Source organism: Curtobacterium flaccumfaciens pv. betae, assembly GCF_026241855.1.
GTDB classification, from domain to species: domain Bacteria; phylum Actinomycetota; class Actinomycetes; order Actinomycetales; family Microbacteriaceae; genus Curtobacterium; species Curtobacterium flaccumfaciens.
The window spans coordinates 3,324,793-3,349,732 of the sequence record NZ_JAPJDC010000001.1; the positions used below are offsets into that span (position 1 = coordinate 3,324,793).

Here is a 24,940-nt window from a genome sequence, read left to right on the forward strand (position 1 = left end):
CCTTCTCGGGTTGTGCGTGGGTGGGTCAGCGTGCGGTGGAGTCCTCGAACCACACCAGCGAGGTGGCCTGAGCCGCGTCATCGCCGGATGCGTCTTCGGAGCCAGCAGCGGCGGCGTTGTCGGGTCGGAGTCCGAGTGGCTGTGCCGAGGCCGCCAACACCGTCGCGGACGCACCGAGCGCCTGCTGCCGCGTGAAGTCGAGCGCCGGACCGGCGATGCCCGCCGCGGAGTCGAGGTCGAGCGCGGCGAGGGCATCGGTCACGTCGGAGGGCTCCGTGCTGCCGGCCTTGCCGACCGCGCGGACCAGGGCGACGACGGCATCGTGGCTGCGGGCGTCCGCTGCCCCGGCCACCGCCGAGAACGGCCGGTCGCCCGTCAGGTTCTGGGCGTCGGCATCGTCGGCGAGCACCCGGACCCCACCGAGGAACGCGGACATCGCCCGGCCTTCGGCGTCCGAGGAGAGCGCCCGTGCGTCGTCGGTGGCCACCCCGACGGTGCGGAAGGAGCCGCTCAGGCTGCCGCCGGCATCGATGAGTGCGGCGCCGAAGGCCGGACTCGTCGCGTCCGGGGTGAGGACGACCGGCACGGTGACGTCTGCGGCCTGGAGTGCTGCCACCAGGGCCCCCTGTCGTTGCGCGGACCCGCTGACGACGACAGCGTCCGAGTCCGGCGCGGCCTTCGGGTCGGCGTCCGCGGCCTCGGCGGTGTCGTCGTCTGCGTCGGTCGCGCCGGTCCGCGAGGCGATGGTCGAGGCGAGCTCCGCGGTGTCTGCGGTGTCGTCCCCGTCGAGGACGTGCGCCACTCGGAGGTCTGCGGGCGCACCACCGCCGAGGTTCACCAGGAGCGGCGACTTCGCGTCGCCGAGCGCCGTCGTCATCGCGGCGCCGATCGACTCGGCGGTCGGCGCGGTCGACCACGAGTCCTTCTCGGCCGAGGCGTAGGGCACCACCACCGGGATGTGCTTCTCGGCCGCCGTCGTCAGCGCTCCGGAGACGTGCTTGCCGGACGACGCGACGACGATGCCCGCGACGCCGCTCTTCACCAGGGACTCCACCGCGGTCTTCGCCCCCGCGGACGTCCCGCCGTCGTTCTTCGTGACGAGCGAGATGTCGGTCCCGCCGAGCGCCAGTCGTCGCTCGGCGACCAGGGCGCCCTGTGCCGCCTCGTTCCACTCGGAGCCTTCACCGTCGCCCAGGGTGACGACGACGCCGATCTTCGTGGTGTCGGGGACGTGCTTGACGGTGATCTCCACCGGCACGGTGGCCGGGACAGCCTCGGCCGGTGTGCTGCTGCCGATCGCCCGGAAGGTCAGGACGGCGGCGACCACCGCGGCGACCAGGAGCACCGCGATGGCGGCGATGACCAGCGGACGGCGATTACGCGGACGTCCCGCCTCGGTGCCATCGGACTCGTCGATCGTCTGGTCGCTCATCGGTCCGCCCCGATCCGGAAGGTGTACAGCGTGGTCGAGGTCGCGCTGGCCGGCACCTTGAGCTGGAAGGCGGGCAGCGTCGTCGCGGCGTCGAGGGAGGCTCGGAACTGCTCCTGCTGGAGCAGGATCCCGGCGACGTCCTCGGCGCGGACGTTCGCGTAGCCCGCGGCGTTCTGCGATGCCAGGGCGAGCTGGTAGTCGGCGGAGTCGGACTTCGCCGCGCTCGTGGCCATCGCGCCGAGGATGCCGGATCCGTTCACCTTGCGGTCGCCCAGGTCGAGCATCACCCGGTTGAGGTCGCCGGTCAGCAGCGTCGAGGCTCCCTGCACGTCGCGCGTCGAGGCGCTCGTGCTCGCAGCGATCTGCTCGAGACTCGAGGCCGTCTGACGGTCGACGGCGGATGCCAGCTCGGAGCCTTCCTGCTCGAGCGTCCCCCGCTGCTCGTCGATCGTGCCCTTCGAGTCCTTCGTGACCTCGCCCGAGGTGGACCGGAGCCCGGAGATCGACTTGTCGAAGGCCGAGATGACGGCGTCACGGCTGCCCTTCGCGGTCTCACTGACCTGCCGCACCTGCTGGTCGATGATCTTCTGCACGTCCTTCTCGGACTGCGTCGACGCGTCGGCGAAGGCCTTGCGGACCGCGTCCTGCAGCTGGGTCTGCTGCGTGCTGATGGCGGTCAGCTGGGTGCCGACCACAGCGCTCGACTTCGTTGCCTGCTCGACGAGTTCCTGGAGCTCCTGTGCCGCTCCCTCCACCGAACCACCGTCGTTGCGCACCGCCCGGCGGACCGCGGCGATGCCGTCGTCGAGCGCGTCGACGTCGTCGGACAGCGTCGTGACCGCGGCACCGATCCCGGTCTCGGAGCGGAGATCGGTCGCCGCGACCACCGCGTCCCACTGCTTCGCCTGCTCTGTGAGGCGTTCGTCCATCGGGGTACTGAAGCGTCCACCGGGCTGCAACGTCGTGCCCTCTTCGGCACCGGGGCACGGCGTGGCGGTCAGGTACCCGCGCAGCGCATCGGCCTGCTCCGCGTCGAGCTGGTCCGTCGCCGCGAGGGCGCAGAGCTGGTCGGCGACCTCGAGGTTCTGCGCCTGCATCGAGGTGCTGAACAGACCGTCGCCGGCGTTGCCCACCAGCCCGCGCGCTGCGACTGCCTGCCGGTTCACCGTCGTGACGGCATCACGCACGGGGCCGAGGTCGTCGGCGGTCTGGTCGCGGAGGTCCTGCAACGCCTGCAGGGTGCGCGCAACCTCGCCGGTGCCGTCGGCGCCGAGGGCCTGCACGGCGGTGTCGATCTCGCCGAGCTTGGCACGCAGGGCGTCCGACTGCTCGATCGCCGTGTCCGCCAGCTTGGGGTCGAGTTGGTCGGCGAGCTGCTGCCCGGTGCTGACCAGACCGATCAGCGAGGTGCTCACCGCACGCGACGAATCCCAGAGCGCGCAGGTCAACGATCCACGGGCCTCCTGGGGGGCGCACGTCGCTGCGTCCGGCGACGCCGGACCGACGGCTCCCGCCAGCTGCGCGCTCACCTGCTGCTTGCACGCCTCGCTCGCATCGGCGTAGCCGGTGAGCTGCGCCGAGACGCGGAGGAGGTTGCCGTAGACACTGCCCCCGGCGGACGGGGTCTTCGGCGTGGCCGCGCACCCGTTGCCGTCGAGCACCGTTGCCGGCGCGGTCGCAGACGTGTCGCCGAGCAGGCTGTCGAGACTCGTGGTGGTCTGCTGGAGCTGCTGCAGCACCGTCGACTGCGTGGCCTTGACCGTGGTGCCGAGGTCGCTGTTCAGGGAGCCGAGCTGTCCGGAGAGGGACTGCATCGTGCTGGCAAGGGAGGAGCTGCTCTCCTTGAGGCGCTCGGCCGTGCTGACGCCGAGGGTCTCCGACGTCGTCTCGAGGTTCGACCGGACCTCGGTGATGGTGCCACCGGCACGCGCCAGCACCTCGTTCACCTGCGAGATCAGGTCGATCGTGCGGCGCTGGAGCGCGAGTTCGGAGTCGCTGTCGGACCCGAAGGCCGCGTTGACGACGCCCGTGGAGGACAGGTCCGTGGACAGCCCGGGCTGCGCGGCGACGTCGATGGTCGGCGCGGTGAAGTCCTCGACGTCGGCGACGAGGTGCAGCGTGCTGCTCGCACCGGAGGTCGGCGGGGCGAGCAACCGGCCCCACTGGACGACCGCGTCGCCGTCCTCGTTGGTGCTCACGACACCGTCGGTCGACGAGCCGGAGTCGGCCGAGTCCGTGACGACGCGGTCGGCGGCGGTCCCCGTCAGCACGGTCGACGCCGCGATGCTGAAGGGCGCGCCCACGAGTGCCGGGGTCGAACGCGACGTGCCGGCGACGTCGTAGGTCAGGTTCTTCGAAGTGACCGTCAGGTTCTCGATCGTCAGGTCGATCGACACCCGACCCGAGTACCCGTCGAGGTCAGCCAGGTCCGTGCCGGTCTTCTTCTTGGTCGAGTACTGCGTCGTGATGCGCAACGGCAGGTCACTCGCCGCCTTCGCGGGGTCGTGCTCGGTCGTCGCGGACGACGAGTCCTTGCCTGCGACGGAGATCGCGGTGTCCGAGATCGAGGTGATCGAGCCGTCCGCGGCGAGGCGCGTGTCGACGGTCTGCAGGACCCTCGCCGGGTCGGCAACAGGCTTGTCGTCGGAAGTGCAGCCGGCGAGCACCAGCGCAGCGATCCCCGTGACGGCGACCGTCCCCGCGATCCGTCGTCCGGTCCGTCGTGCTCCGGTGTTCCCGGCACGCTGGTTCATCACGGTCTTCCCCCCAAGAGAATCGTCGAGCACATCGATGCTAGTTGCTGAACGGCGTCAGATCCGGGCTGGTCTCCCCCGGGAGCCACCCCCGTTCGGGCCACAGCTCGCTACTGAAATCCAACATAGAGCATCCGCGAGGGTGCTCGGGCCTGTCCACAGGGCGCTGATACTCTGCACGCATGATCCAGGGGGACCAGGGCGTCACGCCCTTCGAACGACGGCGCACGAACACACGAACGGGGGCGGACCGGTGAACATCAACCTGTCGCCGGTGCTCATCGCGCTGATCGCCATGATCGCCATCCCGGCCGCCGTCAGCGCGCTCGTCCGTCAGAACGACCGGAAGCGGCCACCGTCCACCGTCGTGGGCGACGAGGCGTACGGCGTGCTCTTCACCGTCCGCGCTCGCCGGTTCAGCTACCTGCTGCTCCGGATCATCGGGATCGTCGTCATCGTCGTCGGCGGGTTCTTCTTCCTGGCCACGCTCAGCCTGCTCGACGACCCCGACGCGATCGGCATGCTCATCGCCGGCGTCGGCATGGTGCTGTTCGGGATCCTGTTCGTCTACCTCGGCGTCGGTCAGAAGCGCCGTCGCGTCGAGGCGTACGACTCGCAGCTGGTCGTGACGCCGATGTTCCGTGCCGCGCGGACCGTCGACCCGGCGGCGATCAAGCGCATCCGGCCCACCACCAACCGGTTCGGTGGCCTGGACATCAAGGTGAACGGCCAACGCGGCGTGATCAGCGTCCTGTCGATCGACGCCGCCTATCCCGAGCTCTGTGCGTGGCTCGAGCAGCGGGCGCCCGCGCAGTGGGGTGAGTTCATCGGGGCCTTCGGGCGCTGAGCGGCGCGCTGCTGCTGCACTGGGCCGACGGACCTACCGTGTTCGCACGGGCTCGAAGCTCTTCACGTACACGGCCTGGCAGATCGTGTTCAGGAATGCCCGCATCGTGAAGGAACCCTCGCCGGCGTTCAACCGGTAGCGCTCCCCCTCGATGACGTCCCGCGCCAGTTCGTCCTCGTTGTCGCGGCTCACACCCCCAGCTCTGCACGAGCGTTCCGCAGTCGGACGTCTCGAGCACGACCTGCGACGTCGACGAGCCGACGCCCTTCAGGGAGTGAGACGAGTCCGCACTGCTGTGCGCGGAGCTGACGGTGCAGCCGTTCAGTCCTGGGTCACTCGACTGCAGCCCCGATGTCCGTCGTACGGTGCGGGGCAACTTTCCGTCGCACCGCTTCGGAAAAGGCCAGCACCAGCGCCCCCAGCTCGCTCTCGTAGGGCCAGGTGTCGGCAACAAGGCGGGCGGCGCCCTGTATCCCGCTGCGGTACGCCGGATGGCCGGGCGCCTGCTCGAATGCGGCAATGAGGACAGATCGTACGGCTGCTATCTGCACAGCCGACGCGGCGTCCTCGACGGCGTGATCGTCGAGTTGCTTGAGCAATTCCGACAAGGTCATGTTCTGCCGTGCCCCTTCAGCGCTGGAACAGCGAGTCCATCACGGGAATGTGCGCGTCACCCGCAGCAGCGCGGAGAGTGACCGCTGGAACGCTTCGGTCGCAGGGACATCGCCCGCGCCGTCAGGCGTGACCACGAACATGTCGCCCATGCCCCCTGCCCCCGTGTTCGACGCGGAGTAGATCCTTCGGTAGATCCGCCGCCGAGCAAGCCACGCCTCCTCGACGCGGAGTGCCTCGGCCTGGCGGAGGTAGAAGCCCTCCGCCTCACGAACCCCCATCCGGCAGAGGAATCCGGCCACCTCGTTGCACAGCACGACGACCTCGTCCCGTGTGCTCCTTCGTCTCAACATCCCCGCTCCGGCTCACTCGTCGTTTGGGCTGTCACGCGATCCACGCCGGGGCGTCTCCGAGGCGAGCACTGCGGTGTAGCTGTAGATCTCCGGCGCTACCTTCAGGATCTTGAGGCCGGCACGCAGCCTGAACGAGCCAGCACCGACCGTGAATCGGTAGCGCTCGCCTGGTTCCACCGCGGACGCTATCCGCTGCATGCTGGACCGATCGACGCCTTCCAGGTAGAGGAGATTCCCGCAATTCGTGTGGAAGGTGACCTGGGGTTGTGCACCGCCGGCTCCCTTCGCGGACCGGGAAGACGACATGTTCGCCTCTGCCGAATCGACCCGACACACAACCTTCATGCGGTGCCCATCGTCGTACCGCCCGAGAATCGACGGGCCGAAACCGAACGTGGCCACCGGGAGCCCGATGATCAAGAACAACAGTCCGACGGCCTGCAACCGCTCAAGGGAGACACGTGCAGGACTCTTATGAGCAGGACGAAACGTGCCATCAGGAGCAGCGATCATCAGTTCTTGCACCTCCCCTATTGCGAAACGCGGACATGAGGCAGGCCCGCCGCGACGAACCCCGCCAAGCCACCGAGGACCGAGTACGGCGTCGTCGCAAGAGCATGATCACCAGCGAGCACGAGGGGTACGGCGATCCCGAATGCGTGCGGGTATCCGACCGATAGAGACCGTGCGTGAAAATGGAGGCCGCCTCTCACGTTACCCCTCGGTTGCCTTGAAGTCGCGCACATCCGGTGCGACCTTAAACAGCTGAAGAACAGAGCGAAACCGGTAAGTCCCTTCTCCAACTATGAATCGGTAGCGTTGCCCCACCTTGAGCTCGTCGGCTACCCGATCGACATTCTCCTTGTTGATACCTGAGTCGATCAGCAACCGCCCACAGCCTTTGGTCTCGATGACAACTTGACTGCCCGAACTCCCAACGCCCTTCACCGAACGACTCGAGATGCTCCCCGCTTTTGCTGATTCAACGGTGCAAGTCACTGACATTGGATGAGAATCGTCGTACACGCCCAGAGCGATCGGCGCTACAAAGAATGCCATAATCGGGACGACAACGACGAGGAAGAGCAAGAGCACGGCCATCACGCGGTTCCGAAATACACGCCGCCGGGCGACGTCCGCCCCAAGCCGGGTCTCCGTCTTCGGCACGGGTACGCTCTCCTTCTCTCATCGCCCATCACATCCGCCAGTGCTCTGATTCTTCATGCCTTGTCTCCGCCGCTTGAATCGGCCATCGACTGCCACACATCATTGTTCGGACTCGAGGGCCGTCGGATATCGATTCATAACCCAGAGCGCACCTCGGAACCACCACGAAGATGCGCCAAGCGAGAACTGGAACGTCCTACCTCTGCACGCAACCCGCGCAATCTCGAAGGCGCGGGCCGGGCAGGCAGAGCTAAATGGCCTGATTGACGACGCCGATCCAGAAGGAGGAAGTGGATGTCAAGCGGGTTCTAAGCTCTTCACATATACGGCCTGACGAATCGTGTCCAAGAACTGTCGCACATTAAAAGACCCTTCGCCAACATCGAATCTATAACGCCCTCCCTTGTCCACGCTTCGGGCAATTTTGTCCTCGTTGTCGCGCGTGACACCCCACTGCAACACGAGCGTCCCACAATCTGACGTTTCAAACACAACTTGAGATGTCGACGATCCAACGCCCTTCAATGAACGAGACGAATCAACGCTGCTGTGCGCGGAGCTGACGGTACAGATCAGGCGAACCCGATGCCCCGCATCGTATGCCTTCAATGTCACCGGCCCGACGAAGAAGCCAAGCAATGGAACCAGGACAACGATCACCAGCACAATGGAAGCTAGGACCCTCCTCCTACGCGCAAGCCTTCTCTGCCCTGTTCGATCAGGCGCCGATCTCGTCAACTACAACTCCGATGTTCAGTGTTTCTCATCAGCGGGCGTGCGCACCAACAGTAAGGCCCACCCGCGCCCGAAACGGCGCCGTTGATGGCGTCTTTCAAGTAGTCACCCGGATCCTTCTCGGTGAGGACATCGTTCAAGACAGCGCCACCATCTCCAGCAGACCGATGGATGGCCTCCGACGTGATCGTGTTCCATGCCGCTGTCGCCCCTCGCACCGCGTACTCAGGGACAAAGACGTGCCGGCCGCTGGGCTCAGGGAGCATCACACGCCGGCCACTCGCCGGACTGAATGGCTTGGGGGCGAAGGCGCACTTCCAGGCCAGCCGGCCGGGAAAGTCAGCTACGGAATCCAGTCAGCTAGCATCACTTGGCCAGGACAGGACAGTCGCTCACGGAAGGCGGCGCCTCCTAGTCAGATCGTAATCCTGCCTCTGTTTCCGTGGACGCGCTACCCCTTTGCTCGTAGGAACGTCCTCGTGAAGTGCGCCACCGTCAATCACGGCAGCGAAGGCCGAACAGTCAACACCTCACCACCGCGCCAGGTTCCTGCGCCCTCATCAACCCTCTTCTTCGCAAGAAACGCTTCGACGATCTTCAACGCCGCTTCAACGTCCAGCGTGAGGCCTCGAGCCACGGGAGCGGAAACGTTTCCCATGGCGATCTCGACAAGATCCGACGCATCGATCGGGCCACCGAGCGGAAGCTCCCACCGCTCTTCATCGGTTGCGTCCTCAGTCCTGAACACGATGATGTCCCGTGCGGCATCACCGCAGATGTTGATCTGACGATCTCGGTCGATGACGATGACCAATGTTCGTTCACGGCCGTCGAGGCCACGAACCTTCGCCTCCACTTGAGCCGCAGTCGGGGAGTTCTGCACGTATCGCCGGCCGCGCACCCACCACTGCAGCGCAGGTCCCGAGGCTCTGTCACGACCAGGAAGTCCCCTATCGACGTACCGCCGGGCCAGTGCCCCGAGGGTCCAACCAGCGATGAGGCTCATGAACCAGGTCTGAATCGACAGCTGCGCGCCGACGAGCAAGAACTTGGTTGCAAGGGGCCCTCCGAAGAACGCGACCGCAAGGCCGACCATTGCCCACCCCGAGCCGAGGAACCCCAGCAGGCCGGCAACGGTGACGGCGAGCAGCACATTCGCCAAGACGACCGGAAACGTCAGCTGCTGCAATCCGAAGAAGAACGCGACCGCGGCTGTGAGGGCGATTAGCGTGACGTTACCGACGACGCCCGCTCGACTCAGCGGGCGATAACGGCGCTCTCGAGTACTCAATTCACCATCCCATCACGCCACTCACGGAATCGTGGATGACGTCTCCTCCAGCGCCGACAGCAGAACCGATCGCCGCGCCTCCCCGAAGGGCCACAGCGTTTCGCCCGCTTCCGGTCAATCCCTGCCACGTCTGGGTCTGAGTATAGGGAACCTTCCGAAGGGCATCGAAGTTGGTCTGGGTGTACTTCTCACCGAACGAGAGGTGGGGGGCGGCGGCACCCGACGCCGTGCTCCAGATCACGTCGTTCCAGGACATGTCCTCGCCGGATATCCAGTGGTCGACAGTCGTGCCAGCCGTAGCTCCCACCGATCCCACGGCCGATGTGCCCAACTTTGAGACCACTGACTCCACCGGACGCTGCAAGTGCTCTGCGATGCTCCCTCCGGCTGGACCGGCAAGGCCACTGACGGAGCCGGCCACGAACCCACCTCCAGCGGAACCAAGCAGCCCTCTCGCAGTGATCGGCTTGTTCGACGTCACGCTCGTGACGACGTTCGCAGCAACACCGAAGCCAGAGCCAGCCGCGCCGTTGACTGCCATGTTCGTTGCTAGGGACTTGACGACCCTCGTCGTAGGGGCAGCGACGTTTTCGGCGACACGAAGCCCTTGCCCGCCGTACTTCGCGGCCTTGAAGAGCGACCCTGCCCCTCCCGGGATCGCGCCAAGCGCGGTTGCGCCGGCCACCTGAGCCCAGTTGACGTTGTTAGTGGTGGCCTTCTGCGTGATGACATCGATACCGCCACTGATCAGCATCATCCCGGCTGGTCCGCCAACTCCCGTGAACATCAGGATGCCGCCGCCCACAATCGCAGCTCCGCCAACGACGTACTCCCAGTTGTCCTTCCACCAGCCGCCATCGAACACCCCTTGATGCGCATCCCGGTACGTCTGGAGGTCAGCGTCGGTCGCCGGCCGGAGACCTAAGGGATCCACCGCGTGCAACGGATCGTTCCCGGCGTAGGAGTACGGGTTCCCCGACCATCCCGACCCGGGCACGGGCGCGAGTGGGTCAACAGACAGGAAGCCACGGGCGGCAGGGTCGTAGACGCGAGCACCGAGCCACTCGAGGCCGCCGATGCTGATTCCACCGGTCGCGGTGAGTCCGACGGTTGCGGGCAGCGCGGCGCCGGACACCCCGGCGAGCACCGCCCATGGGTCGGACGCATCGGTCGCCCGGGCGTCGCGCCAGCCCGGCGTCGTCCACTTCGTTCCGACGGCGGTGACGCCACCCGGGAGGTCGAGGACGCTCGTCCCACCGATCGACACCAGGGAGGGCACGGCGGCCGCGGTGTCCCACCATGCCTCGACGTCATCCACGGCGGCGAGTTCGCCGAGCGCGTCCGTCCACACGTCGTTGCGCGCGGTCTCGGCGTAGGAGGCGTCGCGGGTTACGAGCCCCGCGAGGTACCCCAGCGGCGACCAGGTGTACTCGGTCGTCGAACCGTCCGGTTCGGTGCGACGCACCCGGCGGCCGAGCCCGTCGTGCACGTACTCCGTCCGCTGACCGTCGCGCAGCGTGGCGGTCAGCTGTCCGGCGCGGTCGTACTCGTACGTGGTCGTGACGCCGTCAACGGTCTCGGACACCAGCCGACCGGCGGAGTCATACTCCCAGGTGGAGTCGCCTGCGCGGACAAGCTGCCCGGCGCTGTCGAACGTGTAATCGACGCGTCCGTCGGGGCCATCGATCGCGGCGATCCGGCCGTCGTCGTCGCGTGCGATCCGGGTGACCTGGACACCGTCGGGCGTGGTCGTGGTGTGCGCCACTAGGACACCACCCTCGTACGACCACGCCTGCACGAGGTCCCCGGTCGCCGACTGGACAACGCGTCCGGCGGCGTCGTACGCGAAGGTGCCGGCTCCGAGACAGCCCCGCTCCACCGCGGTCACGCGTCCGACGGCGTTCCGGCGGAACGCGGTGTGGGTTCCGGCAGGGTCGATGCGCGCCGTGCTGTTCCCGTCGGCGTCGTACTCCCAGTCAATCGCCGCCGAGCCACGGCTTCGACGGACCAGGAGCCCCCGTCGGTCGTGGTGCAGCTCGTGCTCCACACTCCGTCCGGCACCGCGGGTGTGGTCGGTGACGACCAGAGTCCGGCCGAGGGCGTCCCGCCGGAGCTCGAACTGGACGACACCGTCGACGCCGACGTCCCGCTGCCGGCCAGCCGCGTCGTAGGACCAGGTGACGGTGTGGCCGTCGGGATCGGTCTGGCCGACCTGACGGCCCGCCGCGTCGTAGGCCGCGGTCGTGGTGCGCCCGAGCGGGTCGGTCACGCCTGTGATGCGGTCAGCGTCGTCGTACGTGCGGGTTGTGACGCCGCCCGTTGGGTCGGTGACGGTGGTGAGCCGACCTCGCACGTCGTGGGCGAAGGTGGTGACACCGCCGAGACCATTGACGATCGCGGCGAGCTGACCCGCGGCGTCGTAGCGGAACCGGCGACGGCCGTACCGTGCGTCATGGGCCGAGACGAGCCTCCCGGCAGCGTCGTAGCGGAACCGACTGGTGCCGGAACCCGGCGTCGTCCGCGCGACCACGCGCCCGACTGCGTCGTAGATGACCTGCTCTGTGTCCCCAGTGGGCAGCGTCCACCGGACGACACGCGAGTGCGCGTCGTACTCGAGCACGGTGCATGCGCCGGTCGGATCGGTTGCCGCCGACGGACGGCCGCAAACGTCGTACTCGTAGGTTGTGCGTGCGCCGGACGGGGTGGTGAGCGCGATCACCCGGCCCGCGAGGTCGCGTTCGATCCTGGTCAGTCCGCCCTCCCCGTCGACGAGTTCGATGGGGCGTCCCGCAGCGTCGTACGTGACGAGCTCGGAGCCGAACTCGTCGCTGGCGCTCTCGACCGGTCGTCCGTAGGCGTCGAACCGCACCGTGACCGCGTCGAAGGCGTCGCGCAGCGACGCAACCCCGGTCTTGACATCCTCCGAGAAGTCCTGACGGACCCCGGTCGGGTCGACCACGCTCGACAGGCGGCCGTTCACGTCGTATTCACGGCTCCACGTCGCGCCTGCCGGGTCGGTGACGGCCTGGAGGCGCGACAAGGCGTCGTGCGCGAACGTCCAGTCCGCGCCGCCCGGCATCTCGAGCCGCGCGAGGTTCGCCTGGTCGTCGTACGTCCCGGTCGTGGTGCGACCCAGGGGGTCGGTGACGGTGTGCAGTTCGCCGTCCGGTGAGTATGTGTACTCGGTGCGCGCCCCGAGTGGGCCGATGACCGCGCTGATCCGGCCGCCGGTGGCATACTCGAAGCGCCAGACCGCTCCGTCCCCATCCTGCCGGGACTCCAGCAGACCCGCGGCGTCGTAACGGTACTCGGTACGAGCGCCGGTGGGGCTGATCGCCGCAGTTGGCCGTCCGGCGGCGTCGCGCTCGATCCGAGCGGTGTCGCCGACGGCGTTGGTGGTCGAGACGAGCTCACCGAACGCGTCGTAGGAAAGCGTCAGGACCACGCCGGTCGGGTCGACGACGTGGGTGAGGGAGCCGTCCTGCCAGGTCAGCTCCGTCCGGCCGCCGACCGGGTCGACGATGACCGACGGGTCGCGGTCGTCGCCCACGTACTCGTAGCTCACGACGGCACCGGCCTCGGTGACGACCGTCGTCACGCGGTCCTGGTCATCGTACCCGTAGGTCAGGTCGCCGCCGGACGGCGTGACGGTCCGGGTCTTCCGGCCACGGTCGTCGTACGCGTGGACGGTCACCGACCCGTCGCGCTCGGTCGCCGACACCAGGTTGCCGTGCCGGTCGTAGCTCATCGACTGGCGTCGGTCGTCGGAGTCGATGACCCCGACGAGTCGTCCCTTGGCGTCGGCGATGTAGGAGTTCGACCGCGATCCGTCGTGGTCGGACACCACCGTGACGCGGCCGGGCAGGTACGCGAAGCGCACGGTGCGGCCGTGCGGGCTGATCTGTTCGACCACGCGGCGCTGGTCGTCGTAGGTGTTGTCGACCTCGACGACACCGGCCGCACTCGTGACCGTCGCGATGAGGTCATCGTCGTTCCAGCCGTAGGTCCGGGTGCCGACGGCGTCGGTCACCGAGACGAGTCGGCCGCGCTCGTCGTACCCGTACTCGACCCGGCGACCGTCGGAGGCGCGGAGCACCGCCACTCGGCCGTCGACGTGGTCGATGTCGATCGAGCGACCGCGCTCGTGCACCAGGCGCACGACGACGTCGTCGGCGTCCCGCTCGACGCGGACCGCGGTGCCGGCCCCGCCGCGCTGTCCGAGCCACAGCCCCGACGGCGAGAAGTCGATGCGCTCACCCTGGTTGTCACGGACGACGAGCCGGTCGCCCTCGGCCGCGAGCCAGCGGTTCTCGCCGACGCCGCGAGCCCACCCCTCGCCTTCGCGCGGGAACCGGACCTGACGACCGTCGGCGCCGACGAACGACGCGCCCTCGTCGTCGAGGAGCAGGCGGGTCTCGAGGATCGACGCCCACCCCGGACCGAAGAGGCCGACGTGCTGGTCGAGGGAGTTGTACATGCGGGTCACCTGCAGCGCCGCAGATGCACCGGTGAACGCCAGGTCGAGCTCCGGCTCGAGGAAGTTGCCCGTCGTGGTGTTCACCGGGTCCATCGAGTAGCCGGTCGTCGGCTGGGCGCCGTAGGCCGATGGTGGATCGAACTGCAGGTCGGTGCGGGACTGCGAGACCCCGGCGGCGGCCAGGGCTGCGGCGAGCGCGGCGTCCGAGACGGTGGACACGGCGCCCTCGCCGCCAGCTGCCGCGAACGCGTCGGCGATCGTGTTCGCCCACGTGACGTCCTGGTCGTTGGCATCAAGCCACTTGTCGAACGCCGACACGAGCCCGTCGGCGTTGATCGTGCCCCACGAGCACTTCGTCGCGAAGTCGTCGAGCTTGCCGCGGAGCCCCGCGGGCTTCCCGGCGAGGTCACTGTTGAGCGAGGTCGATCCGGCGGCGAAGGAACGCAGGTCCTCCGGCTTGGCGGACGAGGTCCCGCCGCCACCACTCCCACCCGCGCCCGGATTCGGGGTCTGGCGTGTGGTCGACTTCGCACTGGCGGGCGCGAAGGTCGGAGCATCCTCGTGCTTGACCTCGGGTGGGGTGTCGTTGCCACTGGCCCAGTCGACGGCGACTTCGATGAAGTTGCGGTTCTCGTGCTGTTCGTACCAGTCACTTGCCTTCTTGCGGCGAGCGTTCTCGCTCTTCGCTGCCGCCTTCATCTGGTCGACCCAGCCCGCGACGGTGCGCAGGTTCGTGGCGATGTCCTCGGCGTCACTCTTCGCGGTGCCGGCGTTCTGCGCGAAGAGCTCGGAGAAGTGCCCGCGGAACTCCTGCGATGCGGTGGTGACGTAGGACTGTCGCGAGCCGGCCTGACCCTCGATCGACTCGGCCGCGTCGTTCAGCGCCGTGCTGAGTGCGTCCGCCGTGCCGTTGTCGAACTTGACTGGCTCATTGCCGTGCAGGTCAACCATGGTTCATCCCCCGAAGTCGTGCTGATCGTGCTGGTGAAGCGGCCCCACCGACCGCGAACGCCCGGACCGCCGCGAATGCGACGGTCCGGGCGGGAACAGGCCGGTGCTTACGCGCCGCCACCTGCGGTGAAGATGTCCTGCGAGATCTTGTCGAGCTGCGTGCGGAGCTGCTCGAGCTCGGTCTTCGCCTTGTCCAGAGCAGCCTTGGTCTCCGGCCAGGTGGACCCGCGGAACGTCGCCGCGAGCGGGCCGTCCCAGACGTTCGAGTCGGACAGGATCCGGCCCTGGGCGTCGAGCTGCGAGATCTGGTCGGTGAAACCACCGTTGATGATCGACTGGACCTGACGGATGGCGGTCTTGGCCTGCTCGGTCGAAAGGACACGCGACATGATGAACCTCTTTCATTCGTAGCTGCACCCCCGCGCAGTGGAATCCCCCCGGAGGCTCTGACACGGCCCACCATACCCACAAACCCAGGCAGATGTCACCGTCGGTATATCGTGACCCTTCCTCCACATCCGAACGGTTCACCGCCGGTTTCCACAGCGTCCACCGAGCCCCCTCCGGTGGCAGGGGCCGGGTGGCAGGATGTGGGGATGGACACCGAACCGCAGCTCGACGGCGAATCCGTCGCACCCGACCTCGACGACTTCGACGAAGTCATCGAGATCGAGCACGAGTCACTGCCGACGGACCGCTACTTCGACCGTGAGCTCAGCTGGCTCCGGTTCAACCAGCGCGTGCTCGAGCTGGGTGAAGACCGCACGCAGCCCCTGCTGGAGCGGGCGAACTTCCTGGCGATCTTCGCGTCCAACCTCGACGAGTTCTTCATGGTCCGCGTCGCCGGCCTGAAGCGCCGCATCGACACCGGCATCGCCGTCCCGACCAACGTCGGCCGTGCCCCCAGCGACGTCCTGCGGGACATCGCGAAGAAGGCCCACGAGCTGCAGGACCGGCACGCCCAGGCCTTCATCGGGTCACTCAAGCCCGACCTCGACTCCGCGGGCATCCACATCGAGCACTGGTCCGACCTCGACGAAGCCGACCGGCAGCGGATGCGGGAGTACTTCAACGAGCAGATCTTCCCGGTGCTCATGCCCCTGGCCGTCGACCCGGCGCACCCGTTCCCCTACATCTCCGGGCTCTCGCTCAACCTGGCGGTGCGGGTCCGCAACCCGAAGTCGCAGCGCCAGGAGTTCGCGCGCCTCAAGGTGCCGCAGAACTTCTCCCGCTTCATCAAGCTCCCCGACGACAACTCCGGCCGGATGCGCTTCATCCCGCTCGAAGACCTCATCGCGAACCACCTCGACGACCTGTTCCCGGGGATGGAGGTCCTCGAGCACCACGTGTTCCGGGTCACCCGCAACGAGGACGTCGAGATCGAGGAGGACGAGGCCGAGAACCTCATCCAGGCCCTCGAGCGCGAGCTCCTGCGCCGCCGGTTCGGTCCGCCGATCCGCCTCGAGATCACCGAGGACATGGACCCGGTGACCCTCGACCTGCTCGTGCGTGAACTCGACATCACCGAGGAAGAGGTCTTCCGGCTGCCGTCACCGCTCGACCTCGGTGGGCTGTTCGAGATCTCCAAGATCAACCGTCCCGACCTGCACTACCCCAAGCACGTGCCGACCACCCCGGTGCAGTTCCAGCCGGGTGAGCCGAACACGAAGCCCGACCTGTTCCGCGCGATCAAGGCGAACGACGTCCTGGTCCACCACCCCTACGAGTCCTTCGCCACGAGCGTGCAGGCGTTCCTCGAGCAGGCCGCGGCCGACCCGAACGTCCTGGCGATCAAGCAGACCCTGTACCGCACCTCCGGCGACAGCCCCATCGTCGAGGCGCTGATCGACGCTGCGGCCGCCGGCAAGCAGGTCCTCGCCCTGGTCGAGATCAAAGCTCGCTTCGACGAGCAGAACAACATCACCTGGGCCCGGAAGCTCGAGAAGGCCGGCGTGCACGTCGTCTACGGCCTGGTGGGGCTGAAGACGCACTCGAAGCTGGTGCTCGTCATCCGGCAAGAGGGCGGGACGCTCAAGCACTACAGCCACATCGGCACGGGCAACTACAACCCGAAGACCTCGCGCATCTACGAGGACATGGGGCTCTTCACCTCGGACGACACGGTGGGCAAGGACCTGACCCGCCTGTTCAACGAGCTGTCCGGCTACGCCATCGAGAAGAAGTTCAAGCGCCTGCTCGTCGCACCGCTGCACCTGCGGAAGGGCCTGCTCAAGCGCATCCAGACCGAGGCCGCCAACGCCCGCGCCGGCAAGCCCTCGGGCATCCGGATCAAGGTCAACTCGATGGTCGACGAGCAGATCATCGACGCGCTGTACCTGGCGAGCCAGGCCGGGGTGCCGATCGACGTGTGGGTGCGCGGCATCTGCTCGCTCAAGCCGGGCATGGAAGGCGTCAGCGACACCATCCGCGTGCGGAGCATCGTGGGGCGCTACCTCGAGCACTCCCGCGCGTTCGCATTCCACAACGACGGTGACCCGGCGGTGTTCATCGGCAGCGCCGACATGATGCACCGCAACCTCGACCGACGCGTCGAGGCGCTCGTGCGGCTGGTCGCCCCGGACCACATCAACGAGGTCCAGGAGATGTTCGACCTGGCGATGGCCGACACCGCCAGCTCGTGGCACCTCGAGTCCGACGGCGAGTGGACGCGGCACTCCACCGACGATGCGGGCCGTCCGCTCGAGGACGTGCAGAATGTGACCATGCGGAAGATCTCGGCCCGGAAGCGCTCGACTCGGTGAGCGGCGGTCCCTCGGGCCCCGTCGTCGCTGCGGGTGCGGTCGTCTGGCGCGAACAGGACGGCACGCCCCTCGTGCTGCTCATCCACCGCGACCACCACAAGGACGTCTCCCTGCCCAAGGGCAAGGTGGACCCGGGCGAGGCCGTCCCGACGACCGCCGTGCGCGAGATCGACGAGGAGACCGGGTACCGCGTCCACCTCGGCGCACCGCTCGGCACCGCCGAGTACGTGCTGCCGAACGGCCGCGACAAGGTCGTGCACTACTGGGCGGCCCGGGTCTCGGCGAAGGAGTACGCCCGCGCGGGCGCCTTCGTGCCGAACCACGAGGTCGCGGCGCTCGAGTGGGTGACCATCGACGACGCCCGCAACCGCCTGACGTACGAGCGGGACGTCGCGATCCTCGACCGGTTCGCCGAACGCGCCGCCGCGGGACAGCACCGCACGTTCGCCCTGATCACCCTGCGCCACGCGAAGACGGTGCCCGGCTCGGACTGGGACGGCCCCGACGCCACCCGTCCGCTGCTGCCCGTCGGCCGCTCGCAGGCCAAGGCCGCCGCGGCACCGGTCGCAGCGTTCGGCCCGAAGAAGATCGTGAGCAGCACGGCGGCGCGGTGCCTCGCGACCGTCGAACCGCTGTCCGCCGCGACGAAGCTCGGCGTCTCGAGCACCCCGGACCTCAGCCAGGACGCCCACGACCGCGGAGCCGCCGACGTCAAGGGCGTCGTCCGACGCCGGCTCGACAAGGGCAAGACCGCCGTCTTGTGCTCGCACGGCCCGGTGCTGCCCGACATCATCGCCCGGATCGCCACCGCGACCGCCGACGAGTCCGGCCGCTTCGACCTGCGCCGCGCCGCGATGCTGTCGGTCGGGGACTTCTCCGTCATGCACATCGCCGGGGACACGCTCGTCGCGGTCGAGACGCACCGCAACACGATCCCGGCGTAGCCCGCCACCGGCGGACCGCAGCGGTCCGGCTGTCCACAGCGCCGGCGGACGGCAGCGTCGGCGGACGGCAGCGTCGGCGGACCGCAGCGCCGCCGGCCTGCAGCCGACGCGCCCGGCACCCGGCCACACGACGGGGCCGCGCCGCGCCCGGGAACGCGATCCGGGCCTCCCGACCGCTCGTCCGCGATCATGCGTGCGCATCTTCCAAACGAGCGCACAGTGCCCCCGATCCTGCTCCCTGCGCGGGTGCGGCGCACGCCGCCCCGACGCGGACAACCCCTCGTTCACCTCCCGTTCACCAGCGGGGGTGATTGCGGTCACCTCGCGTCCCTACAGTCGCTCCCGGGTCGGCACCGGCCCAGGGACCGCAGTGGTCCCACTGCATTCCATTCCCGAAGGGACCCCTGTGAACATCAAGCGAATCGGTTCGATCGCAGCAATCGCGATCGCCGGCGCAGTCGTGCTCTCCTCGTGCGCGGCAAACGAGGACGCGGGCAGCACCGAGTCCTCCTCTTCCACCAGCGGCAGCGACTACTCGAAGCTCTCCGGCACCCTGACCGGCTCGGGCTCGTCCGCACAGCAGACCGCGCAGGCCACCTGGGCCGCCGGTTTCCAGAACGAAGCCTCGGGCGTCACCGTCAACTACACGCCGGACGGCTCCGGTGCCGGCCGCGAGAACTTCATGTCGGGTGCCGCGGACTTCGCCGGCTCCGACGCCGCGCTGAAGGACGAGGAGCTCTCGGGCAAGTTCGAGTCCTGCAAGGCGGACACCAAGGGCATCGACATCCCCGTCTACATCTCCCCGATCGCGATCGCGTACAAGGTCGACGGCGTCAGCGACCTGACCCTCGACGCGAAGGCCATCGCGGGGATCTTCTCGGGCAAGATCACCAAGTGGAACGACTCGGAGATCGCCGGCCTGAACAAGGACGCGAAGCTGCCGGACGCGAACATCACGGTCGTGCACCGCTCGGACGACTCGGGCACCACGCAGAACTTCTCGGAGTACGTCTCCGCGAACGCCTCTGACGTCTGGACCGAAGAGCCCAGCCAGACCTTCCCGTACTCGGTCGGTGACAGCGCGAAGGGCACCTCCGGTGTCGCCTCCGCGATGGGCAACGCCACCAACGCCATCACCTACATCGACGACTCCGGTGCGGGCGACCTCGACCGCGCGAAGCTGATGGTCGGCGACAAGGCGACCGAGATCTCGGCCGACGGTGCCGCGCAGGTCGTCGCCGACTCGAAGATCGCGACCGGCCGCGAGGACAACGACCTCGCGATCGACATCGACCGCAAGGACACCGCTGACGGTGCCTGGCCGCTGGTCCTCGTCTCCTACGCCATCGCGTGCCAGGAGTACAAGGACGCCGACAAGGCCGAGCTCGTGAAGGGCTACCTCGACTACGTCGTCTCGAGCGCCGCTCAGGACGCCGCTGCCAAGGAGGCCAAGTCGGCCGCCCTCTCCTCCGACCTCGCGTCGAAGGCCAAGGACGCGGTCGCGTCCATCAAGTAAGGCCCCTTGAGCGCCCGGACGCCGGTCCCACCCACACGACCGGCGTCCGGGCACTCAGCCGTCCAGGACACCACCCGGACGGGCACCGCACCACCACCCCAGAACCCGTCGCCTCCCCCGGCGTTCCTCCGACAGGAGTACCCCATGACGACCGCACCGGCCCAGCCAGGGGCCACCGTCACCCCGATCAAGCCGAAGGCCGTCGTCCGTGTCGGCGACCGCGTCTTCTCCGCCGCGTCGGTCATCGCCGGCGGCCTCATCCTCTTCGTGCTCGTGCTCGTCGCCGCGTTCCTCGTGTGGCAGAGCATCCCGGCCTTCTCCGCCAAGGTCGGCGAGCTGCCGGGCAAGGCGACGAACTTCTGGGACTTCGTCGGCCCCCTGGTCTTCGGCACCGTCTGGTCCGCGCTCATCGCGCTCGTGATCGCCGTGCCGCTGTCCCTCGGGATCGCCCTCTTCATCTCGCACTTCGCGCCGCGTCGACTCGCGCCGGTCCTCGGCTACGTGATCGACCTGCTGGCCGCCGTGCCGTCGGTCGTCTACGGCCTCTGGGGCATCGCCGTGCTGGCGCCCCTGGTGAAGCCGTTCTACGTGTTCCTGAACGAGTACGTCGGCTGGTTCCCGCTGTTCTCCGGCCAGGTGTCCGGCACCGGCCGCACGATCCTGACGGCGTCGATCGTCCTCGCCGTCATGGCGATCCCGATCATGACCGCGGTCATGCGTGAGATCTTCCTGCAGGCCCCGACCCTCAACGAGGAAGCGGCCCTGGCCCTCGGCGCGACCCGCTGGGAGATGATCCGCCTGTCGGTCCTGCCGTTCGCGAAGTCCGGCATCGTCTCCGCGATCATGCTCGGCCTCGGCCGTGCACTCGGCGAGACGATGGCGATCGCGCTGGTGCTGTCGGTCTCGACGAACGTCACGTTCCAGATGCTGACGTCGCAGAACCCCTCGACGATCGCCGCGAACATCGCCCTGCAGTTCGCCGAGGCCTCGGGCACCGCACTCAACGCGCTCATCGCGTCGGGTCTGATCCTCTTCGTCATCACCCTGGTCATCAACATGCTCGCGCGGTACATCGTCCGCAGCCGAGTCAGCTGAGAGGTCGCACCCGATGTCCCTCGCGCTCCGTCAGACCGGCACCGCCGGCAACGTCTACGCCAACGGCAAGCTGCACGCCTCCGTCCCGTGGCTGCTGCTGGTCGGCAGCTGGGTCGCCCTCGTCCTGGTATTCGCCCTGCTCAACGCGGGTGGCGCCGTCAAGGACTTCAACGTCGTCGCCGCGATCTTCCTCGGCACGGTCCTGTTCGACGTCCTCATCGTCGTCATCTCGCGCATCGTCGAGGGTGGCCGCAAGGCGGTCGACCGCCTGGTCACCTCGCTCGTCATCACGGCGTTCGTCATCGCGGTCCTGCCGCTGGTGTCGCTGCTCTGGACGGTCATCGCCAAGGGCATCGCCCGCTTCGACGCGAACTTCTTCTCGTACTCGATGCGCGGGGTCATCTCCGAGGGCGGCGGCGCGGTCCACGCCCTCATCGGCACGCTCGAGATCACGCTGTTCGCGGCGCTCATCTCGGTGCCAATCGGCCTGCTCACCTCGATCTACCTGGTCGAGTACGGTCGCGGCGCCCTGGCGAAGGGCATCACGTTCTTCGTCGACGTCATGACGGGCATCCCGTCGATCGTCGCCGGTCTGTTCGCCTACGCGCTCTTCGCGCTGTTCCTCGGCCCGGGTGCCCGCTTCGGCCTGGTCGGCTCCGTCGCCCTGTCGGTGCTGATGATCCCGATCGTCGTGCGCTCGACCGAAGAGGTGCTGAAGATCGTCCCGATGGAACTCCGCGAGGCCTCGTACGCCCTCGGGGTGCCGAAGTACCTCACGATCCTCAAGGTCGTGCTCCCCACCAGCCTCGCCGGCATCACCACCGGCGTCATGCTCTCGATCGCCCGCGTCATCGGTGAGACCGCCCCGCTGCTCGTCACGGCCGGCTTCACCGCGAGCATGAACTACAACCTGTTCCGTGACCCGATGATGACCCTGCCGGTGTACGCGTACACGCAGTACTCGCAGCAGGGTGCCAACCCGGTGCCGTTCGTCGACCGGGCCTGGACCGCGGCCCTCGTGCTCATCCTGATCGTGATGCTGCTCAACCTGCTCGCCCGGTTCATCACCCGTCTCTTCGCCCCCAAGCTCAGCCGCTGACCCTCCGCCCCCGCGGAACCAGCGACACCACCCACCCAGAAGGATCAACGTGTCCAAGCGCATCGAGGTCGACGGCCTCAACGTCTACTACTCGAAGTTCAAGGCGGTCGAGGGTGTCGACATCACCATCGAGCCCCGCACCGTCACGGCCTTCATCGGCCCGTCGGGCTGCGGCAAGTCCACCTTCCTCCGCACCCTGAACCGCATGCACGAGGTCATCCCCGGCGCATGGGTCGAGGGCTCGGTCAAGATCGACGGCGACGACCTGTACGGCGCCGGCGTCGACCCCGTGCTCGTCCGTCGGCAGGTCGGCATGGTCTTCCAGCGTCCGAACCCCTTCCCCACGATGTCGATCCGCGACAACGTGCTGGCGGGCGTGAAGCTCAACAACAAGCGCGTCTCCCGTTCCGAGGCCGACGACATCGTCGAGCGCTCGCTGCAGGGCGCGAACCTGTGGAACGAGGTCAAGGACCGCCTCGACAAGCCCGGCATGGGCCTGTCCGGTGGGCAGCAGCAGCGTCTCTGCATCGCCCGCGCGATCGCGGTCGAGCCGGACGTGCTCCTGATGGACGAGCCCTGCTCGGCCCTCGACCCGATCTCGACCCTCGCCATCGAGGACCTGATCGAGGAGCTCAAGAAGGAGTTCACGATCGTGATCGTGACCCACAACATGCAGCAGGCGTCGCGCGTCAGCGACAAGACGGCGTTCTTCAACATCGCCGGCACCGGCGCACCCGGCAAGCTCATCGAGTTCGACGACACCGCGACGATGTTCTCGAACCCGTCCGTGCAGGCCACCGAGGACTACGTCTCGGGCCGCTTCGGTTGATCGGCATCCGTCCGTCGCGCTGACGGACTGCCTGGAGGCCCGGTGCACGTCCGCCACGGACGCGCACCGGGCCTTCGTGGTTGCGGCGGCGTTCGTGGTCGCGTCGGAGCAACGACTGAGCGCCGTACGGACGTGGAACGACGAAGCCGCTGTCGTGTGACAGCGGCTTCGTCGTTGTGCGTCGGTGGCAGTCCAGCAGGACCGCCCCTGGCATCAGGCCGTGGTGGTCGGGACCGCCATGATCGGCGAGGTGGTCGGCTGCTCGGAACCGCCCTCGGGCTCGACCGTCATGCCGATCGTCGCGCCCTCGGACATCGCACCCTTGAGCACGGCGGAGTGCACACCGTCGGCCGCACCGTCGACCAGGCCGGCCGACTTGATGGTGCCGCCCTGCTCCTCGGAGCCGATGTACCAGAGCTCGTACGTCTTGCCCTTCGGCGCCTGCTCGACACCGTCGAGGATCACCGCGGACTTGCCGAGGTCGTTCGACCACACGACCGTCGCCGAACCGCCGCCCGCGACCTTGGTCGTGGTGCGCTGGAAGTCCGACGCGGCGTAGATGCGGTCGAGGCCGCTCGAGGCCTGCGTGGTGCCGGTGCCGGAGCCGTTCGGGTCGAAGATCGATCCGACGCCGAGTCCGCCGAAGAAGACCGCGGCGACGGCAGCTGCGGCCGTCAGCATGACCGCCGGACGCTGGAACCAGCGGCGGCGAGCCTCGGAGGAAGCCCGGCCACCGGCGGTGGGGCCGTCGGCGATCGAGGCGACGTGCCTGGCGGGCTCGGGACGGGCCTCCTGGACGGAGGGGGTCTCGGCGACCGGGGTCCGATCGACCGTCGTGTCGGCGAGGGGTGCGGCCTGGGGGGTCGTGGCGATCTGGGCCAGCAGCGACGCCTTGAGCGACGCGGGCGGCTCGATCGGTGCGACGGCGTAGGCGAGCTGCAGCGCGGTCTCGCGCAGCGAGTCGTTCTCGGCCTGCAGCTCGGGGGACGTCCGGAGGGCGTCCTCGAGGAGCGCGCGCTCGTCGTCGGACAGCGCGTCGAGGGCGTGGGAACCCGTCATCAGTGCGGGGTCGTCGTGGCGTTCGGTCATGAGGTCACCCCCATCTCGTCTCGGAGTCGGATCATCCCGTCACGGAGACGGGTCTTGACGGTGCCGATGGGGACACCGAGGTGTTCGGCCATCTCGCTGTGCGAGTAGCCGCCGTAGTACGCGAGTTGCACGGCCTGCCGCTGGAACTCGGTGAGCTTCGCCAGCGCTCGGCCGACGCGCTCGTGCTCGATGCGGATCTCGACGGACTCGGAGACCTGGTCGAAACCGGCCTCGAGGTCGCGGATGCCGATCTTGGTGTCGCGGTCGTGCGACGACTGCGAGGCACGGACCCGGTCGACCGCTCGGCGGTGGGCCATGGTGAGGACCCAGCTGGCCGCGGTACCGCGCTTCCGGTCGAAGCGGGTGGCCTGCTGCCAGACCTCCAGGAAGACCTCCTGCGTGACCTCTTCCGACTGCGCGCGGTCCCGGAGGAGGCGCGTGATCAGACCGAGGACCCGACCGGAGAGTGCGTCGTAGAGGTCCGCGAAGGCGGCTTGGTCACCGGCGGCGACCCGGGCGAGGAGGTCGTCCGGCGATGCCTGAGCTGGCTCTGACGAGCTCCAGCGTTCGGTGTCGCTATCCACGAGGGCAAGCATTGCAGGTTTCCCTCCTCTCGGTTGCTTTCGTTGACCAGGCGGGTAGCACGAAGCCTCCGCATGGGCGGTCGAGACGAGGGGCCGGCGTGACCCACAGGGAATTGACCGGCGGTGCCGGTCCGGGTCACACCGGGCCTCTCGCTTCGTGACGGGCATTCCGACCGTCACGCAGATGATTCGGCGCGGTCCCCGCTGTGGATTGGATGGGGGTCGGGATTTCTCGGCAGGATGGGCGCGGCGGGCCTTCGAAGGGGTTCCCGCGGGCACGCCCGGGCCGGTTCTGTCCACCATGAGTGAACAGGGTCGAGTGATCAGCCAGCGTCTCGTAGACTTGGTGTCGCCGGGCCGCAGCAAGCCCCGGGCTCCAAAATTCGCCGCTTCGAGCGGCCTCG

The 24,940-nt window shown here is 68.2% G+C and carries 20 protein-coding genes; 7 read left to right on the forward strand and 13 right to left on the reverse strand.

Going from position 1 to position 24,940, the window contains the following annotated elements; all coding sequences use genetic code 11:
* Positions 1-25: 25 nt before the first annotated feature.
* Together ORG17_RS15615 and ORG17_RS15620 are read right to left on the reverse strand one after the other, a co-directional pair.
* Positions 26-1,432 (reverse strand): ABC transporter substrate-binding protein, encoded by a 1,407-nt coding sequence (locus ORG17_RS15615; protein ID WP_214526275.1) that lies wholly within the window; start codon positions 1,430-1,432, stop codon positions 26-28.
* Positions 1,429-4,185, reverse strand: coding sequence for a hypothetical protein (locus tag ORG17_RS15620; RefSeq protein ID WP_214526274.1), 2,757 nt, complete (start codon positions 4,183-4,185; stop codon positions 1,429-1,431). The genes ORG17_RS15615 and ORG17_RS15620 overlap by 4 nt, the downstream gene beginning before the upstream one ends.
* Before the next feature lie 253 nt (positions 4,186-4,438).
* Here ORG17_RS15620 and ORG17_RS15625 point away from each other — a divergent pair, with 253 nt between their 5' ends.
* Entirely contained in the window at positions 4,439-5,032 is a 594-nt protein-coding gene (locus tag ORG17_RS15625) for a hypothetical protein (protein ID WP_214526273.1), read from the forward strand.
* Positions 5,033-5,065: 33 nt separating this feature from the next.
* Here ORG17_RS15625 and ORG17_RS15630 read toward each other — a convergent pair whose 3' ends face one another.
* The 9 genes from ORG17_RS15630 to ORG17_RS15670 all read right to left on the reverse strand — a co-directional run bounded on the left by ORG17_RS15630 (position 5,066) and on the right by ORG17_RS15670 (position 15,007).
* Positions 5,066-5,224 carry a hypothetical protein gene (locus tag ORG17_RS15630; protein ID WP_214526272.1) on the reverse strand — a complete coding sequence of 53 codons (159 nt, stop codon included), beginning with the start codon at positions 5,222-5,224 and terminating at the stop codon, positions 5,066-5,068.
* A gap of 140 nt (positions 5,225-5,364) precedes the next feature.
* Positions 5,365-5,646 carry a hypothetical protein gene (locus ORG17_RS15635; RefSeq protein WP_214526271.1) on the reverse strand — a complete coding sequence of 94 codons (282 nt, stop codon included), beginning with the start codon at positions 5,644-5,646 and terminating at the stop codon, positions 5,365-5,367.
* A gap of 39 nt (positions 5,647-5,685) precedes the next feature.
* Complete coding sequence (locus ORG17_RS15640) at positions 5,686-5,961, reverse strand: hypothetical protein (protein WP_214526270.1); 276 nt, start codon at positions 5,959-5,961, stop codon at positions 5,686-5,688.
* Between the two features lie 48 nt (positions 5,962-6,009).
* A complete protein-coding gene (locus ORG17_RS15645; RefSeq protein WP_214526269.1) occupies positions 6,010-6,522 on the reverse strand; it encodes a hypothetical protein in 513 nt (170 codons plus the stop codon).
* A 189-nt stretch (positions 6,523-6,711) separates the two neighbouring features.
* Entirely contained in the window at positions 6,712-7,164 is a 453-nt protein-coding gene (locus ORG17_RS15650; RefSeq protein WP_214526268.1) for a hypothetical protein, read from the reverse strand.
* A 297-nt stretch (positions 7,165-7,461) separates the two neighbouring features.
* Positions 7,462-7,824, reverse strand: coding sequence for a hypothetical protein (locus ORG17_RS15655; protein ID WP_214526267.1), 363 nt, complete (start codon positions 7,822-7,824; stop codon positions 7,462-7,464).
* Between the two features lie 574 nt (positions 7,825-8,398).
* The gene (locus ORG17_RS15660) at positions 8,399-9,190 is read right to left on the reverse strand and encodes a hypothetical protein (RefSeq protein WP_071245768.1); all 792 of its coding nucleotides are present in this window, start codon (positions 9,188-9,190) and stop codon (positions 8,399-8,401) included.
* 1 nt (position 9,191) lies between these two features.
* Positions 9,192-14,618, reverse strand: coding sequence for a DUF6531 domain-containing protein (locus ORG17_RS15665; RefSeq protein WP_214526266.1), 5,427 nt, complete (start codon positions 14,616-14,618; stop codon positions 9,192-9,194).
* Positions 14,619-14,725: 107 nt separating this feature from the next.
* The gene (locus ORG17_RS15670) at positions 14,726-15,007 is read right to left on the reverse strand and encodes a hypothetical protein (RefSeq protein ID WP_027466625.1); all 282 of its coding nucleotides are present in this window, start codon (positions 15,005-15,007) and stop codon (positions 14,726-14,728) included.
* A 207-nt stretch (positions 15,008-15,214) separates the two neighbouring features.
* On the opposite strand from ORG17_RS15670, the gene ORG17_RS15675 reads away from it, so the two are divergent.
* The 6 genes from ORG17_RS15675 (at position 15,215) to pstB (ending at position 22,863) form a co-directional block, all read left to right on the forward strand.
* Complete coding sequence (locus ORG17_RS15675) at positions 15,215-17,380, forward strand: RNA degradosome polyphosphate kinase (protein ID WP_214526265.1); 2,166 nt, start codon at positions 15,215-15,217, stop codon at positions 17,378-17,380.
* Positions 17,377-18,324: an NUDIX hydrolase gene (locus ORG17_RS15680; RefSeq protein WP_027466627.1), complete on the forward strand. Its 948-nt coding sequence runs from the start codon at positions 17,377-17,379 to the stop codon at positions 18,322-18,324. Before ORG17_RS15675 ends, ORG17_RS15680 begins: the two co-directional genes overlap by 4 nt.
* A gap of 406 nt (positions 18,325-18,730) precedes the next feature.
* On the forward strand, positions 18,731-19,840 hold the full coding sequence (locus ORG17_RS15685; protein ID WP_027466628.1) for a phosphate ABC transporter substrate-binding protein PstS: 1,110 nt from the start codon (positions 18,731-18,733) through the stop codon (positions 19,838-19,840).
* Between the two features lie 144 nt (positions 19,841-19,984).
* Positions 19,985-20,935: a phosphate ABC transporter permease subunit PstC gene (pstC, locus tag ORG17_RS15690; RefSeq protein ID WP_027466629.1), complete on the forward strand. Its 951-nt coding sequence runs from the start codon at positions 19,985-19,987 to the stop codon at positions 20,933-20,935.
* Positions 20,936-20,948: 13 nt separating this feature from the next.
* Positions 20,949-22,034 (forward strand): phosphate ABC transporter permease PstA, encoded by a 1,086-nt coding sequence (gene pstA, locus ORG17_RS15695; RefSeq protein WP_027466630.1) that lies wholly within the window; start codon positions 20,949-20,951, stop codon positions 22,032-22,034.
* A gap of 49 nt (positions 22,035-22,083) precedes the next feature.
* Complete coding sequence (gene pstB / locus ORG17_RS15700; RefSeq protein ID WP_027466631.1) at positions 22,084-22,863, forward strand: phosphate ABC transporter ATP-binding protein PstB; 780 nt, start codon at positions 22,084-22,086, stop codon at positions 22,861-22,863.
* A 213-nt stretch (positions 22,864-23,076) separates the two neighbouring features.
* On the opposite strand, the gene ORG17_RS15705 is transcribed toward pstB, so the two are convergent.
* On the reverse strand, positions 23,077-23,952 hold the full coding sequence (locus ORG17_RS15705; protein WP_214526264.1) for an anti-sigma factor: 876 nt from the start codon (positions 23,950-23,952) through the stop codon (positions 23,077-23,079).
* Positions 23,949-24,548, reverse strand: coding sequence for an ECF RNA polymerase sigma factor SigK (sigK, locus tag ORG17_RS15710; protein ID WP_027466633.1), 600 nt, complete (start codon positions 24,546-24,548; stop codon positions 23,949-23,951). Before sigK ends, ORG17_RS15705 begins: the two co-directional genes overlap by 4 nt.
* Positions 24,549-24,940 lie beyond the last annotated feature (392 nt).